This is a genomic window from Rhodoferax sp. LS1P39, assembly GCF_056521425.1.
In genome coordinates this window covers 179,483-195,372 of sequence record NZ_JBWMAV010000003.1, presented here as the reverse complement: position 1 = coordinate 195,372, position 15,890 = coordinate 179,483, and the positions used below count along the sequence as shown (strand labels likewise).

General features: G+C 59.7%; 14 protein-coding genes. 13 read left to right on the top strand and 1 reads right to left on the bottom strand.

The window, feature by feature from the left end; all coding sequences use genetic code 11:
• The first annotated feature begins 15 nt into the window (after nt 1–15).
• Genes AC097O_RS07840 through accD form a run of 6 tightly spaced genes read left to right on the top strand, consistent with a single transcriptional unit; the run spans nt 16 to nt 7,135 of the window.
• Nucleotides 16–2,619: a motility hub landmark protein FimV gene (locus tag AC097O_RS07840; protein WP_479592265.1), complete on the top strand. Its 2,604-nt coding sequence runs from the start codon at nt 16–18 to the stop codon at nt 2,617–2,619.
• Between the two features lie 25 nt (nt 2,620–2,644).
• Nucleotides 2,645–3,427, top strand: a complete 783-nt coding sequence (gene truA, locus AC097O_RS07835; RefSeq protein WP_479592264.1) for a tRNA pseudouridine(38-40) synthase TruA — start codon at nt 2,645–2,647, stop codon at nt 3,425–3,427.
• A complete protein-coding gene (locus AC097O_RS07830) occupies nt 3,424–4,134 on the top strand; it encodes a phosphoribosylanthranilate isomerase (protein WP_479592263.1) in 711 nt (236 codons plus the stop codon). The genes truA and AC097O_RS07830 overlap by 4 nt, the downstream gene beginning before the upstream one ends.
• Nucleotides 4,112–5,401, top strand: a complete 1,290-nt coding sequence (gene trpB / locus AC097O_RS07825) for a tryptophan synthase subunit beta (protein ID WP_479592262.1) — start codon at nt 4,112–4,114, stop codon at nt 5,399–5,401. Before AC097O_RS07830 ends, trpB begins: the two co-directional genes overlap by 23 nt.
• Entirely contained in the window at nt 5,398–6,207 is an 810-nt protein-coding gene (gene trpA / locus AC097O_RS07820; RefSeq protein ID WP_479592261.1) for a tryptophan synthase subunit alpha, read from the top strand. The genes trpB and trpA overlap by 4 nt, the downstream gene beginning before the upstream one ends.
• A 55-nt stretch (nt 6,208–6,262) precedes the next feature.
• Nucleotides 6,263–7,135, top strand: a complete 873-nt coding sequence (accD, locus tag AC097O_RS07815; protein ID WP_479592260.1) for an acetyl-CoA carboxylase, carboxyltransferase subunit beta — start codon at nt 6,263–6,265, stop codon at nt 7,133–7,135.
• Between the two features lie 104 nt (nt 7,136–7,239).
• On the opposite strand, the gene AC097O_RS07810 is transcribed toward accD, so the two are convergent.
• Nucleotides 7,240–7,794 (bottom strand): YggT family protein, encoded by a 555-nt coding sequence (locus tag AC097O_RS07810; protein WP_479592259.1) that lies wholly within the window; start codon nt 7,792–7,794, stop codon nt 7,240–7,242.
• A 24-nt stretch (nt 7,795–7,818) separates the two neighbouring features.
• Here AC097O_RS07810 and AC097O_RS07805 point away from each other — a divergent pair, with 24 nt between their 5' ends.
• From AC097O_RS07805 to AC097O_RS07775, 7 genes are all read left to right on the top strand, one after another.
• Nucleotides 7,819–8,502: an LON peptidase substrate-binding domain-containing protein gene (locus tag AC097O_RS07805; protein WP_479592258.1), complete on the top strand. Its 684-nt coding sequence runs from the start codon at nt 7,819–7,821 to the stop codon at nt 8,500–8,502.
• Nucleotides 8,499–10,442 carry a polysaccharide biosynthesis protein gene (locus tag AC097O_RS07800; RefSeq protein ID WP_479592257.1) on the top strand — a complete coding sequence of 648 codons (1,944 nt, stop codon included), beginning with the start codon at nt 8,499–8,501 and terminating at the stop codon, nt 10,440–10,442. Before AC097O_RS07805 ends, AC097O_RS07800 begins: the two co-directional genes overlap by 4 nt.
• Nucleotides 10,443–10,564: 122 nt before the next feature.
• Complete coding sequence (locus tag AC097O_RS07795) at nt 10,565–11,305, top strand: class I SAM-dependent methyltransferase (RefSeq protein WP_479592256.1); 741 nt, start codon at nt 10,565–10,567, stop codon at nt 11,303–11,305.
• A complete protein-coding gene (locus AC097O_RS07790; RefSeq protein ID WP_479592255.1) occupies nt 11,293–12,651 on the top strand; it encodes a flippase in 1,359 nt (452 codons plus the stop codon). The genes AC097O_RS07795 and AC097O_RS07790 overlap by 13 nt, the downstream gene beginning before the upstream one ends.
• A 24-nt stretch (nt 12,652–12,675) precedes the next feature.
• Entirely contained in the window at nt 12,676–13,620 is a 945-nt protein-coding gene (locus AC097O_RS07785) for a UDP-glucuronic acid decarboxylase family protein (RefSeq protein WP_479592254.1), read from the top strand.
• The gene (locus AC097O_RS07780; protein WP_479592253.1) at nt 13,617–14,687 is read left to right on the top strand and encodes a glycosyltransferase family 4 protein; all 1,071 of its coding nucleotides are present in this window, start codon (nt 13,617–13,619) and stop codon (nt 14,685–14,687) included. Before AC097O_RS07785 ends, AC097O_RS07780 begins: the two co-directional genes overlap by 4 nt.
• Nucleotides 14,688–14,751: 64 nt before the next feature.
• Nucleotides 14,752–15,879: a glycosyltransferase family 4 protein gene (locus AC097O_RS07775; RefSeq protein ID WP_479592252.1), complete on the top strand. Its 1,128-nt coding sequence runs from the start codon at nt 14,752–14,754 to the stop codon at nt 15,877–15,879.
• Nucleotides 15,880–15,890 lie beyond the last annotated feature (11 nt).

Genomic DNA, 15,890 nt, shown 5'->3' with positions numbered 1-15,890 from the left:
GTGCATGCCCGAATGATGAACAAAAATTGCCCGGTTGATAGCGCCCGAAGCCCTCTTTCCGCACCCCGCTGGAAGACATCTGCCGTGGCGGCGGCGGTGGTGGCAGCACTGGTGGGATTGGCCAGCAGCCCGGCCCTGGCGCTGTCTTTGGGCCGCATGACGGTGCTGTCCGGCCTGGGTGAGCCACTGCGTGCCGACATTGAGCTGCCCGACATCACCGCCGACGAGGCCAGCAGCCTCAAACCCGAAGTCGCCCCGGCCGAAGCCTTTCGCGCCGCCGGGCTGGAATACAACCCGGCACTGGCCGACCTGCGCATCGTGCTGCAGCGCCGCGCCGACGGTAAATCCGTCCTGCGCCTGAGCAGCACCCGCACCGTCACCGATCCATTTGTCGATTTGATTTTGCAGGTCAGCTGGGCCTCGGGCCGGATCGTCCGCGACTACACCATCCTGCTGGACCCGCCCACCACCCGCGCGGCCCCGGCCACTGCGGCCACCCCGCCACAGATTACCGCCCCGGCGGCAGTGGCACCCGCAGCAGCTCCCCCGGCCCTGGTCGCGGCGCCCGTGGCCCCACCGGCTGCCGCACCGGTTGCGCGGGCAGTGCCGCCTAAACCCAGTACGCCCAGCGCGCCCAGCACCGCCGCCAAACCGGCCAGCAGCGATGCCAAACAGGTCACCGTGAAAGCGGGCGACACCGCCAGCAAGATCGCCAGCGCCAGCAAACCCACCGCCGTGTCGCTGGACCAGATGCTGGTCGCCATGCTGCGCGCCAACCCGAATGCCTTCATCAACGGCAACGTGAACCGGATCAAGGCCGGTGCCGTGCTCAACCTGCCCGATGCCAGCCAGGCCGGCACCACCCCGCCGGTGGAAGCCACCCAGATCATTACCGCGCAAAGCCGCGACTTCAATGCCTTCCGCAGCAAGCTGGCTGGTGGTGCACCATCGGTGCAGGTGGCCGAGGCCGACCGCAAGGCCAGCGGCAAAATACAAGCCCAGGTGGACGAGAAAAAGCCCTCCACCGCCGCACCCGACAAACTGACCCTGTCCAAAGGCGCGTTGAAGAGCAAAACCGCCGAAGACAAGATTGCCCGCGACAAAGCCGACCAGGAGGCGAATGCCCGCGTCGCCGAACTCGCCAAGAACATCACCGAACTGAACAAACTGGGTGCCTCCACGGCCGTGCCGCCTGCACCAGTGGCCAGTGCCGCCAGCGCGCCAGTGGTGGAGTTGCCCGCGATCCCCGTGGCCGTTCCCGCGCCGCTGGTGGCATCGGCCCCGGCCGAGCCCACGCCCGCGGTATCGGCACCCATGGCGGTAGCGTCAGAGGTCACCGCCCCCGTCTCCGCACCCGCTACACCCGTTGCCGCGCCCGCCTCTGCCCCCGCCTCCGCCGCCAGCGCACCCGCACCCGCCGTGGAAGAGTCGGGCAGCTGGATAGACACACTGCGCGACAACCCGCTGGTGCTGGCCGCCGCCGGTCTGATCGCCCTGCTGGGCGGCTACGGCGTGTACAGCGCCCGGCGACGCAAGCACATGGCTAGCGCCGACAGCTCCTTCCTGGAAAGTCGCCTGCAGGCCGACTCGTTCTTTGGTGCCAGCGGTGGCCAACGCGTGGACACCCATGCCGACGAAGCACCCGCGTCCAGCATGTCGTACTCGCCCAGCCAGCTCGATGCCGCCAGCGATGTCGATCCGGTGGCCGAGGCCGATGTCTACCTGGCCTATGGCCGCGACCTGCAGGCCGAAGAAATCCTCAAGGAAGCCCTGCGCGCCGCGCCCGAGCGCCTGGCCATCCACAGCAAGCTGCTGGAGATCTACGCCAAGCGCCGCGATGTTGCCAACTTTGCAGGTTTGGCCACCATTGCCCATGCGCTCACCGACGGCCAAGGCCCGGAATGGGAACGCATCGCCGCCATGGGCCACAGTCTGGAACCCGGCAACAGCCTGTACCAATCGGCCGAAACCCATGCGGCAGCCACCGCCGCCGACAGCCCGGCCTGGATGAACAGCGTGCGCGCCGACCCGTCTGCGGACGCACCCGTGTCCGGCTTTGCGCCGCAAGCCGCGCTGGACGCACCCGCAGGCCTAGAAGGTCTGGACCTGGATCTGGACCTGGATTTCCTGGACAGCGACCTGCCCGCCAATGCCTCTGCGGCCCCCATGGTGTCCGACCCTCTGGCGGCATCGCTCACCCTGCCTGCCGCGCTGGACCTACCGAATGTGGCGGACGAAACGCCGTTCGACGGCCTGGACTTTGATCTGGACCTGAGCACCGCCGCCACCCCCCTCTCGGGTGCGGCTGCAACACCTGCAGCAGCAGATGCGCCGGAAGCCCTCGCCTTTGACCTGAGCGCCCTGTCGCTCGATCTGGACGAGCCGGCCCCTGCGCTACCACCCGAAGCAGCAAAGGTCGAAGAAACCGCAGAAATCGCAGAAGCCGAGGCCGATGCCATCGACGAAGGCGACCCCCTGGCCACCAAGCTGTCGCTGGCCGAAGAGTTCAGCTCCATCGGCGACGAAGACGGTGCCCGCGCCCTGGCCGAAGAAGTGCTGGAAGAAGCCACCGGCGCGCTACGCGCCAAAGCGCAAAAATTCCTGGATAGCCTGTCCTGATGCCTCTGCACCGGGGAACTGCGCTGTGCGGATAGCCCTGGGCGTCAGCTACAACGGCCAAGGCTACGAGGGATGGCAGAGCCAGTTGTCGGGCAACACCGTACAAGACAAGCTGGAAGCCGCGCTGGCCGCCTTCAGCCAGCGCAAGGTGTCCACTCTGTGCGCGGGCCGCACCGATGCCGGGGTACACGGCCTGATGCAGGTGGTGCACTTCGACACGCCCTTGCAGCGCCCCACCGCCTCGTGGGTGCGCGGCGTAAATGCCTTTTTGCCCCGCGACATCGCCGTGCAGTGGGCCCAGGAAATGCCCGACAGCTTCCACTGCCGCGCCAGCGCCGTGGCCCGCCGCTATGTGTATGCGCTGCTGGAGTCGCCCGTGCGCCCCAGCGTGGAAGGCGGGCGCGTGGGCTGGGTCTACCGCCCGCTGGACCTGGCCGCCATGCAGCAGGCCGCCACGTATTTGCGGGGCGAGCACGACTTTTCATCGTTTCGGGCGGCGCGCTGCCAGGCCTTGTCGCCGGTCAAAAACCTGACCCGCATCGACATTTCGAAGCGTGGCGTGTACTGGCGCTTTGAGTTTGAAGCCAACGCCTTTTTGCACCATATGATCCGCAACCTGATGGGCTGCCTGGTGGTGGTGGGCCAGGGCTTCCAGCCGCCCGAATGGATTCTGGAAGTGCTGGCCGCACGCGACCGCAAAGCCGCCGCGCCCACCTTCTCGCCCGACGGTTTGTACTTCATGGGGCCGGTGTATCCCGCGCATTGGGGCCTGCCCGAGCGCACAGCGGCCTATGATTGGCTGCCATGACACACCCCATCACCCGTACCCGTATCAAGATCTGCGGCCTGACCCGCGAGCAGGACGTGGACGCAGCCGTTGCCGCCGGAGCCGATGCCGTCGGCTTTGTGCTGTACCCACCCAGCCCCCGGTACGTTACGCCCCAGCGCGCGGCCGAGTTGGCCAAGCGCCTGCCGCCCTTCGTCACGCCGGTGTTGTTGTTCGTCAACGAGACTGCTATTAATGTAATAGCTGCTTGTGCTTATGTACCAAGCGCAACAGCCCAATTTCATGGTGAAGAGTCGCCTGCGGACTGCTGGGCGGCCAGCGCCAACGGCACGCGGCCTTTTTTGCGGGCGGCCCGGATTCCCCTGGATGACAGCCAGCCGTTTGACTTGCTAAAATTCGCATCCGATTACGCAACAGCCCAAGCCATCCTGCTCGACGCACACGTCGATGGATATGGTGGCGGCGGAAAAACATTCAATTGGTCACGCCTTCCTCCAAGCGTCAGCTCTCACCTCGTCTTAAGTGGTGGACTCACGCCTGCAAACGTGACCGATGGCATTTTGCAGGTTCGGCCACGCGCTCTGTCGCTGTCCGTTGATGTGAGCTCCGGTGTCGAGATTGCCAAAGGCATCAAGGACACCGCAAAAATCCACCAGTTTGTCGCCGCTGTGCGCGCGGCAGACGACCAACTTGCAAAGTTACACCATGACAACTTACCAACAGCCTGATGTCTCAGGCCACTTCGGCATGTACGGGGGCAGTTTTGTCTCCGAAACGCTGACCCACGCCATCGAAGAGCTGAAAGACGCTTACGCCCAGTACCAGCACGATCCGGCCTTTCTGGCCGAGTTTGAATCGGAACTGGCCCACTTTGTGGGCCGCCCCTCGCCCATCTACCACGCGGCCCGCACCAGCCGTGAAATGGGTGGCGCGCAGATCTTCCTCAAGCGCGAAGACCTGAACCACACCGGCGCGCACAAGATCAACAACACCATCGGCCAGGCCATGCTGGCCAAGCGCATGGGCAAGCCGCGCATCATTGCGGAAACCGGCGCGGGCCAGCACGGCGTGGCCACGGCCACCATCTGCGCCCGCTACGGCCTGGAATGCGTGGTCTACATGGGCAGCGAAGATGTGAAGCGCCAAAGCCCCAACGTCTACCGCATGAAGCTGCTGGGTGCCACCGTGGTGCCGGTGGAGTCGGGTAGCAAAACCCTCAAAGACGCGCTGAACGAAGCCATGCGCGACTGGGTCGCCAATGTGGACAACACCTTCTACATCATCGGCACGGTGGCAGGCCCCCACCCCTACCCGATGATGGTGCGCGACTTCCAGAGCGTGATCGGCAACGAATGCCTGGTGCAGATGCCCGAAATGCTGGCGGCTGCCGGCTGTACCAGCCCCCAACCCGATGCCGTAGTGGCCTGCGTGGGCGGCGGCAGCAATGCCATGGGCATTTTCTACCCCTACATCGACGTGGCGGCCACCCGGCTGATCGGCGTGGAGGCAGCGGGTGAAGGCCTGGAATCGGGCAAGCACTCGGCATCGCTGCAAAAAGGCAGCCCGGGCGTGCTGCACGGCAACCGCACCTACCTGCTGCAGGACGCGAACGGCCAGGTCACCGAAACCCACAGCATCAGCGCCGGGCTGGACTACCCCGGCGTCGGCCCCGAGCATGCGTTCCTGAAAGACATTGGCCGCGCCGAATACGTGGGCATCACCGACACCGAAGCGCTGGAAGCCTTCCACTACCTGTGCCGCACCGAGGGCATCATCCCCGCGCTGGAGTCCAGCCACGCCTTTGCCTACGCCATGAAGATGGCCAAAACCATGCGGCCCGACCAGTCGATTCTGGTGAACCTGTCGGGCCGGGGCGACAAGGACATTGGCACCGTGGCCGATTTGTCGGGCAGCGACTTCTACGACCGGCCCAGCATGCGCGGCCTGACCGTCAAGGGCGCTAACACGGCCATCGCCGCCAAGGAGGCTGTATGAGCCGTATCGACGCGACCTTTGCGCAACTCAAAAAAGCGGGCCGCAAGGCGCTGATCCCGTACGTCACCGCAGGCTTCCCCTTCGCCGACATCACGCCCGCGCTGATGCACGGCATGGTGGCTGCCGGGGCCGATGTGATCGAGCTGGGCATTCCGTTCAGCGACCCCATGGCCGACGGCCCGGTGATCCAGAAGGCGGGCGACAAGGCCCTGGCTTTTGGCATCGGTATGGCCGACGTGCTGGAGATGGTGCGCCAGTTCCGCCTGCAAGACGCACACACGCCCGTGGTGTTGATGGGCTACGCCAACCCGGTGGAACGCTACGACCAGACCCACGGTGCCGATGCCTTCATCCAGAACGCGTCGAAAGCCGGTGTCGACGGCGTGCTGGTGGTGGACTACCCGCCCGAAGAATGCGTGGACTTTGCCGCCAAGCTCAAGGCCCACAACATGGACCTGATCTTCCTGCTGGCCCCCACCTCCACCGAAAAACGCATGCAGCAGGTGGCCAATGTGGCCAGCGGCTATGTGTATTACGTGTCGCTCAAGGGCGTGACGGGTGCGGGCACGCTGGACACCGGCGCGGTCGAGGCCATGCTGCCGCGCATCCGCCAGCACGTGCACATCCCCGTGGGTGTGGGCTTTGGCATCCGCGACGCTGAAACCGCCCGCGCGATTGGCCAGGTGGCCGACGCGGTGGTGATCGGCAGCAAGATCATCCAGCTGATCGAAAACCAGCCGCACGACCAGGTGGTGGCGACTGCCGCCGACTTTTTGCGCGGAATCCGCACAGCGCTAGACGCATAATCCCCGGCGCGCCCCTGGATGGCCAGGGCGCGCCCACAGTACAGAGGAACCCACCATGTCTTGGCTTGAAAAACTGCTCCCCACCAAAATCCAGCGCTCCGACCCGGCCGACCGGCGCAGCGTGCCCGAGGGGCTGTGGATCAAATGCCCAAGCTGCGAAACCGTGCTGTACAAGACCGATCTGGAGCAGAACCAGAACGTCTGCCCCACCTGCGGCCACCACCACCGCATCAGTGCCCGTGCGCGCCTGAACGTGTTTCTGGATGCCGAAGGCCGCTACGAGCTGGGCCAAGAGGTGGTGCCGGTCGATCCGCTGAAGTTCAAGGACAGCCGCAAGTACCCCGAGCGCATCAAGGAAGCCATGGAAAACACCGGCGAGACCGATGCGCTGGTGGTGATGGGCGGCTCGGTGCACGGCATCAACGTGGTGGTGGCCTGCTTTGAGTTCGAGTTCATGGGCGGCAGCATGGGCAGCGTGGTGGGCGAGCGCTTTGTGCGCGCCGTGCACGCCGCCATCGAGCAAAAAGTGCCGTTCATCTGCTTTACCGCCACCGGCGGCGCGCGCATGCAGGAAGGCCTGCTGAGCCTGATGCAGATGGCCAAGACCAATGCGTCCCTCACCCGTCTGGCCAAGAAGGGCCTGCCTTATGTAAGCGTGCTGACCGACCCGACCATGGGCGGTGTGAGCGCAGGCTTTGCGTTTGTGGGCGACGTGGTGATTGCCGAGCCCAAGGCGCTGATCGGCTTTGCGGGCCCGCGCGTGATCGAGTCCACCGTGCGCGTGACCCTGCCAGAGGGCTTCCAGCGGGCCGAATTTTTGCAGCAAAAGGGTGCGATCGACCTGATCTGCAACCGCAAGGAACTGCGCCACACCATCGCCCACACCCTGGCCATGCTGCTCAAGCAGCCGGTGGATGCGGTAGTTTAAGAAATCAGGCCGATTTTAGAGATAAAAATCGGCTTCCCGTGCTTATTGAATAAGCACGGGAAGCTATTAAAACAATAGTTAAAATATATAGCAACGTAGTGTGCTTACACCTGCGCCAGTACCGTGGGTAGCGCGTAGCTGATCACAATCGACACCACCTGCAGCAGCACCAACAGCACCAGCGCCGACAGATCAAACCCACCCACCGGCGGCACGATGCGCCGCACCGGTGCCAGCAAGGGGGCGCATAGGCGATCCAGCACGTCGGACAACGGTGAGCGGGCCTGCATCCACGACAACACGCTGTAAATCAGCAGCATGCCGATCAGGCCGGTAATCACCATCGATGCCACGCCAAACAGCGCCAGCACCGGCACCGCCAGCACACCCGCCACGCCGCCCGCCCACAGCCACAGCAAAAAAAACTGCAGCAGTTTGAGCAAAAACGGGGCGATCACACTGGCCAGGTCCCAGCGGCCCACCGCAGGCACCAGCCGCCGCAGCGGCAGCACCAGCCAGTCGCTGAGTGCAAACACCAGATTCCCGACGGGGTTGCGAAATGAAATGCGCTGGTACTGCATATACAGGCGCAACAGGCAGGCACTGCCGACCAGACCGGTGGCGACTTCCAACAAAAACGAGATGATTTGGTACAACATGCAAACGCCTATTCGGGTCGTGGGATGATAGCGCCTGTCGCCAAATGCCCAGAGCCTCCCTTGCCTACACCCCGCGTCCACGCCAACCTGCCCCTGTTCCCCCTGGAAACCGTGCTGTTCCCCGGCGGTCTGCTGCCCTTGCGCATCTTTGAAGTGCGCTACCTGCACATGGTGGAGCAATGCCGCAAGGCGGGCTCGCCCTTCGGCATCGTCTCGCTGATGCAGGGCTCTGAAGTGCGCCGCCCTGGGGCTGCCAATGAACTATTCCACCCGGTGGGCACGCTGGCCCGCATCACCCACTTTGATGCACCGCAACCTGGGTTGATGGAGATTGACTGCGTGGGCGGCGAGCGCTTTCGCATCCAGTCCAGCCGCCAACTGGCCCACGGCCAATGGGTGGCGGATGTAGAGCTGCTGGACGGCGATGTGGCCACGCCCATCCCCAGCGATCTGGCCCACGCATCCCATACCCTGGAGCAACTCATCCAGACGCTGCGCGAGCAGCATGTCGCAGAAGACCGCTTCCCGATTGTGTCGCCCTTGCAGCTGGACGACTGCGGCTGGGTGGCCAACCGCTGGTGTGAAATGCTGCCGCTGTCGGTAACGCTCAAACACAATCTGCTGGCCCTGGACAGCCCGCTCGTGCGTTTGGAACTGGTGGCGGATGTGTTGGCCAAAGCGCACCCGGCCCCCCAGCGTCCCGAATGATGCGGGCATTGCTTTCGAACCACCACGCCATTCTGCAATGGTCTCGCTCCACCAAGCGGCTGGTGGTGGTCACGCTGGATGTCGTCCTGGGCCTGTTTGCCATGTGGCTGGCGTTCACCCTGCGGCTGGACAAACCACACTGGCCTGCCGGTGCGCAATGGGCGGCATACGCACTCTGCCCGGTGCTGGCGATGCCAATTTTTGTGCGCTTTGGCCTGTACCGGGCGATATTTCGTTACACCGGCATGGCCGCCCTGACGGCCACCGCGCAAGCCGTCGGGATCTACACCCTCTGGCTATTGGCCGTGCTGCAATGTTTGCAATGGATGCAGTGGGGCGTCATCCCGCGCAGCATTGGCATTTTGCAACCGCTGATTTTTTTGCTACTGGTGGGGGGCAGCCGGTCGGTCGCCCGCTTTTGGCTGGCCGGGCTGGACGGCAATTCCCGCCGCACCGACGCACGCTTGCTGATTTATGGCGCGGGCAACGCGGGCGTGCAAACGGCCGCCGCGCTGGGTAGCACGCGCACCTATACGATCCTGGGGTTTGTGGACGACGATACAGCCAAGGCAGGGCGCAGCATCAACGGCGTGCCGGTGTACGGGCCGCAGGATATCCCCGGCATCGTCCACCGGGAGAACGTCACCGACATCCTGCTGGCCGTCCCCAGCGTGAGCCGGGAGCGCCGCAACGAAATTCTGCAGACCCTGCAAACCCTGCCGGTGCACGTGCGCACCTTGCCCGGCCTGTCGGACCTGGCCAGTGGCCGCGTCACCGTACAAGACATCCGCGAACTCGACATCGAAGACCTGCTGGGCCGTGAGCCCATACCGCCCCACCCCGAGTTGCTGGCCCGCAACCTCACCGCCAAAACCGTGCTGGTGACCGGTGCCGGTGGCAGCATCGGCAGCGAGCTGTGCCGCCAGATCGTGGTGGAGAGCCCTATCCGTTTGGTGCTGGTGGACCACAACGAGTTCGGGCTCTACACCATCCATGCCGAGCTGCACACCCTGTGCACCCAGCGGGGTCTGTCCGTGGAGCTGGTGCCACTGCTGGGCAGTGTGGGCCACTATGCGCGCATGTTGGCCATTTGCACCGAGTACCGGCCCGCCACGGTCTACCACGCCGCCGCGTACAAACATGTGCCGCTGGTTGAAAGTAATCCGAGTGAGGGCATCTTGAACAACGTGTTTGGCACGCTGAACATGGCACGTGCCGCCGTCACCACCTCGGTAGCGCATTTTGTGCTGGTGTCTACCGACAAGGCCGTGCGCCCCACCAATGTGATGGGCGCCACCAAACGCATCGCCGAGCTGATCCTGCAAGCCCTGGCCGCCAGCCCGGTGGTGCAGTGGGGTGACGAGACCAGCAGCCCCAACAGCACCATTTTCGCCATGGTGCGGTTTGGCAATGTGCTGGGCTCCAGCGGCAGCGTCGTGCCCTTGTTTCGCAAGCAACTGGCCCATGGCGGGCCACTGACCGTGACCCACCCCGAGGTGACCCGCTACTTCATGACCATCCCCGAGGCCGCGCAGTTGGTACTGCAGGCCGGGGCGATGGCGTATGGGGGGGATGTGTTTGTGCTGGAAATGGGCGAGCCCGTGAAAATCCTGGATTTGGCGCACCGCATGCTGGCCCTGTCTGGTTTGACGCTGCGCGATGCCCTGCGCACCGATGGAGATATTGAAATTTGCATCACCGGTTTGCGCCCGGGTGAGAAACTATATGAAGAGCTGCTGATCGGCGACAACCCCAAGCCTACAGCGCACCCTCGCATCATGAAAGCGACAGAGGACTTTGTCGTCTGGGGGCTTTTAAACCAGAAGTTACGCCGCCTGGAAACTGCAGCCGCACGGGGTGACCTGGACACGATGCAAGATGTGCTGGCGATGCTGGTCCACGGCTACGCCCCAGCGGCAGCCGACCACCAGACCGCTTGACATCACACCATCGCTACAGATACTCACCCAGTAAATGGGGACGAACAATCCAATCTGGACCGGTGCCGAATCCAGCCCATTTAAACTCGGATTATTTGACCTATGTACCGACCTAATAAACCATGAGTTACGAAAATTATGAAATCACCCAGGGTTGGGATGTGGCATCATTTGCCTCTGTCTCTTCCGAAAAAGAATCCTACTACAGCGCCGAATTAAGTCGCCATGGATTAATATCCGTCAAAAATCTGCATGTACTAGACATCGGATTTGGCAATGGTTCATTTTTAGGATGGTGTCGCAAACATGGATGGCAGTGTGATGGCGTAGAAATCAACGAGCGTCTGGTAGAACGAGCACGCAACCACGGCTACATAGCTCAAAATAGCATTAATCACTTCGCAAACCACCCCCAAAGTAGTCCATACGACCTGATTACGGCATTCGATGTTCTAGAACATATAAACCGCGACGCACTTGTCGGATTCTTGAAATCCTTACAAAAAATTTGTACGCCAAAAACATTGATCATGCTGAGATTCCCCAATGGCGACAACCCCTTTTCTTTGCCTATCCAGAATGGTGACATCACCCATCGAACCGCTATCGGCCAGATGATGCTGAGACAGGTTTCGCAGTTAGCCGGATTTGAAGTAGTTTCACTTAGCAGCCCTAGCCAGCCTATGCAAGGAGCCAGCGCATCTCGCCGCATAAGCATTTGGATTGGAAAACCGCTTCGGTGGGCAATAGGTGCCATTATTCGACACCTCTTCATGGGAGGCGCTACCGTTACATTTTCCTCCAATCTCTTCGCCGTTTTAAAAAAATCTAATGCGGCGACCGCCTCCAAATGTCCAGATTGAATTTCAGCTTAGGGCGGATAATCAAGCTACCTGAATCATTGAAAAAATATCTAGTAGATAATTCGAAATTATCCCTTTTTGCGGCCAACTCATCCTGGCTTCTTTTTGACAAAATAATTCGATTGACGCTTACGCTGACGATTGGAGCGTGGTTAGCACGCAGCCTTGGCCCAAATACCTTCGGCGAACTAGCCTATGCCATTACCTTTGTTTCGTTATTTCAAGGAATTGCCAATTTGGGTTTAGACGGCATCGTCGTTAGAGACCTTGCACGCAATCCCGATCAAGCCCCAACCATTCTGGGAACAGCATTTTGGCTGCGTTTAGTGGCGGGGGTTTTGTGCTGGTGTGTTGCAATAGGTGCTATATGGACAGTGCGCCCGGGTGATAACACCGCGCTCCAAATGGTAACCCTTATCGGCATGAGCCTTATATTTCAAAGTACGGATACCGTAGATTTGTGGTTTCAATGTCAAAGTAAAAATAACCGTACGGTTGTTGCCAAACTAGCCTCGTATGCCGTTGCCAACCTCGCCCGTATCGCATTTATTATATTCGAAGCACCAATATGGGCATTTGCTCTAGCCACTCTACTAGATGCTGTTTTTTTGGCAACGGCGCTTACAACCACATATAGACAACATCCTACCGATCAACCGTGGAAATTCAATTTTGGACTTGGCAGAGAACTTCTTAGCCAATCATGGCCATTTATGTTAAGTGGATTAGCCGCATTAATGTATATGCGGATCGATCAGATGATGATTCGCGAATACCTCAATGAAACAGAACTAGGATATTATTCTGCCGCAGTTTCCGTATCCCAGATATGGAATGTCATCCCCATCATATTAGCCATCGCGATTGCCCCTCACATAGCTCAAAAAAAAATAAGCGATGAAAATGCATATATCAATACAATATTTATGTTATTTCGAATTTCTACCGTAACATCAATTTTAATAGCAATCTCTACAGCACTCCTATCTACGCCAATAATAGATATATTATATGGCAAAGCATATCAACCCGCAGCCAATGTTTTAGTCATTCACGTGTTTTCTAATATTTTTATTTTTTTAGGAGTCGCTCAAGGACTATGGCTGATAAACGAAGGGCTTGGGAAGTTAACACTCTACAGAACTTCTTTAGGGTTAATTATTAGCATCACCGGAAATTACCTATTAATTCCAAAAATTGGAATTCAAGGATCCGCTTTAATTACCGTATTGGCGCAATTTTTCGCCACAATTGCATCCAACGCATTTTTTGCGCCCCGTATCTTAAAATTGCAAATTTTTGCATTTTGGCCATTACCATTTAAAAAATCCGCGTGTGAATTTTAACAATCAATATAGATATATTAAATAATGAATAGAATTCTTATCACAGGTGGCTCCGGTTTTATTGGCAGCCATTTATGCGAACGCCTGGTCAATACAGGCGCTGATGTTTTATGCGTAGATAATTTCTTTACCGGCGCAAAACAAAATATCACACACCTTCTAAATAGACCCAACTTTGAACTCATGCGCCATGACGTCACCTTCCCCCTGTATGTGGAAGTTGACCAGATATTTAATCTGGCCTGTCCGGCGAGCCCCGTGCACTACCAATTCGACCCGGTGCAAACGACCAAAACATCCGTTCATGGGGCGATCAACATGTTAGGGCTGGCAAAGCGGGTTAAGGCACGCATTTTTCAGGCCTCCACAAGTGAGGTGTATGGCGATCCAGAAGTGCATCCGCAGCCTGAATCCTACTGGGGCCGCGTCAACCCGATAGGACCGCGATCCTGCTACGACGAGGGCAAGCGGTGTGCAGAGACCCTGTTTTTCGATTACCACCGCCAGCACAATTTGGACATCAAGGTGGTCCGTATTTTCAATACCTACGGTCCACGTATGCACCCTAACGATGGGCGCGTAGTCAGCAATTTCATCGTTCAGGCCTTGCGGGGCGACGACATCACGATGTACGGCAATGGCACCCAAACCCGCAGCTTTTGCTATGTAGACGATATGGTGGAAGGTTTCATCCGCATGATGGATACGCCCGCAGGCTTTACCGGTCCGATCAACCTGGGCAATCCCGGTGAATACACGATGCTGGAACTGGCTGAAAAAATCATCCACTTGGTGGGTGGCAGCTCCAAACTGGTATTCCTTCCACTGCCGCAAGATGATCCCCGCCAACGGCAACCGGACATATCGGCAGCCAAGCAGCATTTGAACTGGGAGCCCACGGTGAATCTCGAAGACGGCCTGAAGGAGACCATCGCTTATTTCCGAAAGACCTTGGGTTACACACAGTGAACTCGCTCTCCGCCCCCAACAAGTGCAGCGATATCAGACCATTGATCTTTTGGGAGGGCTTTCCGCCGTGCGGCCTCATGACCAAACAGGTGGCTGACATCTTTGGCGACCGTCTCACGCTGCTGGGGACCCGGCCTGCGGTGCCGTTTGAAGGATTGGAGAAACTGCTTGGTCACCGTATCCAGTGGCTTGAAAACCCGGACGAGATATGGGAGCGACGAGAAGAATTTGCAGACTGCAACTTCATCATCCACACCGGATGGTCACACAAGGGTTGGCTGCGGTTTGACCGCTGGATGCGCCAACGTGGGGCCAAGGTCGTGGTAGCAGTGGACAACAGCTACAAAGCAAATCTGCGCCAAAAGCTAGGTGCCTTATGGTTTCGCCTGTGGCTACGCCGCCATTTCGATGCAGCACTGGTACCGGGACATTCTGCCTCTCGCCTTATGCGCTTTTTGGGAATGCCTGCCGATCGGATTTTTACGGGGTACTACGGTGCCTACGAAAACATTTATGCACCGGGTCCATCCGTTTTAGAGCGGCCCAGAGAGTTCCTGTTCGTCGGGCAACTAATTCCCCGCAAAGGCGTTGATATCTTGCTAGAGGCGTTCCGTATTTACCGGAAGTCTGGGGGTCAATGGACCTTGCGCATACTCGGCAGCGGCCCCATGAAAGAGCAATGCCAAGGCGATGGTATCGAATTTGAAGGGTTCTCTCAGGCCAGAAACACGGCGCAGCGCATGCAGGAAGCCCGTTGCTTGGTTCTGCCCAGCCGCGAGGATCACTGGGGAACGGTGGTGTGCGAAGCCGCTGCCAGTGGCTGTTTGCTAATTACATCACCGGAGGTTGGAGCTTCAGCAGACTTGGTGCGCTCAGGTATCAACGGGCTGATTTTTCACACCATGTCTGGAGTCTCTCTGGCCCAAGCCCTGCACCAAGTTTCGAATTGGGACAACGCGAAACTGGAGTATGGCCAAAAGGTCTCTTTGGGGCTGGCGCAAGGATATACCTCGGCAGCCTACGGGGCGGCATTTCAAACCATGGTATCGGTCCTGCACGCGAAGTAGCGTCGCCAATCGCCGTTTGTAACCCTAGCGCTTGCACCCCATAGAAATCTTGGACCGTATCTCCATGCGCGTAAATTTCGACTCCCAAATCTTCTGCTCGCAAGCCGTGGGCGGCATTTCACGCTACTTTGCGAGCTTGGCGAAGGAGATGGTTGCCATGGCCGGAATCCAGCCGCAGATATGGGCCCCCTACCATTGCAATGAATACCTGGATGCTTTGCCCAAAGCCTTGGTGCGCGGTAAACGTGCGCCGCATGCCCGCAAGCCCAGCCCGGGCATGCGTATTGCCAGCTTGATCGGAACGGCACTGGGCCAACGGTGCAGCCCCTCCGACATTCTGCACAGGACTTACTACTACCCTTTCTGCCACCTTCCAGGGCCTGCCAAAAACATCCTCACGGTCTACGACATGATCCATGAGAAATTCCCCCAGCAGTACGCAAGCCGCGACCCGATTGCGCGCTGGAAGCAGCGTGCCGTCAAGGCGGCAGATGCCATCATCTGCATCTCTGACAATACCCGCAAAGACCTTCTCGAACACTACGACACGGTGCAGCCAGAGAAGGTATTCATCACCCATCTCGGCTTTGATGCCCTCGGCAATTTACTGACCGATGAGCCCGCAAACTCTTTTCGAGCGCGGGCGCTGGGTTCTGACCTCCCCTACATCCTTTTTGTCGGGCACCGTGCGGGCTATAAAAACTTTACGGGGCTGTTGCAGGCCTACAGCAACTCGGCGTGGCTGCACCAAAATTTTGCCTTGCTGTGCTTTGGCGGCGGGGCTTTTACCCCCGCTGAGCAGGCGCTGATTGCCAGCAGCCCGGCCTCCGGGCGCGTCCGGCAAATGGGGGGTTCGGATGCCGTGCTGGCATCGTGTTACCGCCATGCGGCCTTGTTCGTCTATCCGTCGTTGTACGAGGGTTTTGGTATTCCGCCGCTGGAGGCCATGTCCATGGATTGCCCGGTGGCCTGCAGCAACACCAGCTCCATACCGGAAGTGGTGGGCGATGCAGCGGCCTACTTTGACCCCGGCAGTGTGGACTCGGTGCAGACCACACTGGAAAACGTGCTGGGCAGCAGCGCGGTCATCGCAGACCTGGTCCAGCGCGGCAAAGTACGCCGCATGCAGTACTCATGGCATCGGTGCGCGGAACAAACCGTAGACATTTACCGTGCCACCCTGGCCCGCTAAGCGCTGGGGCG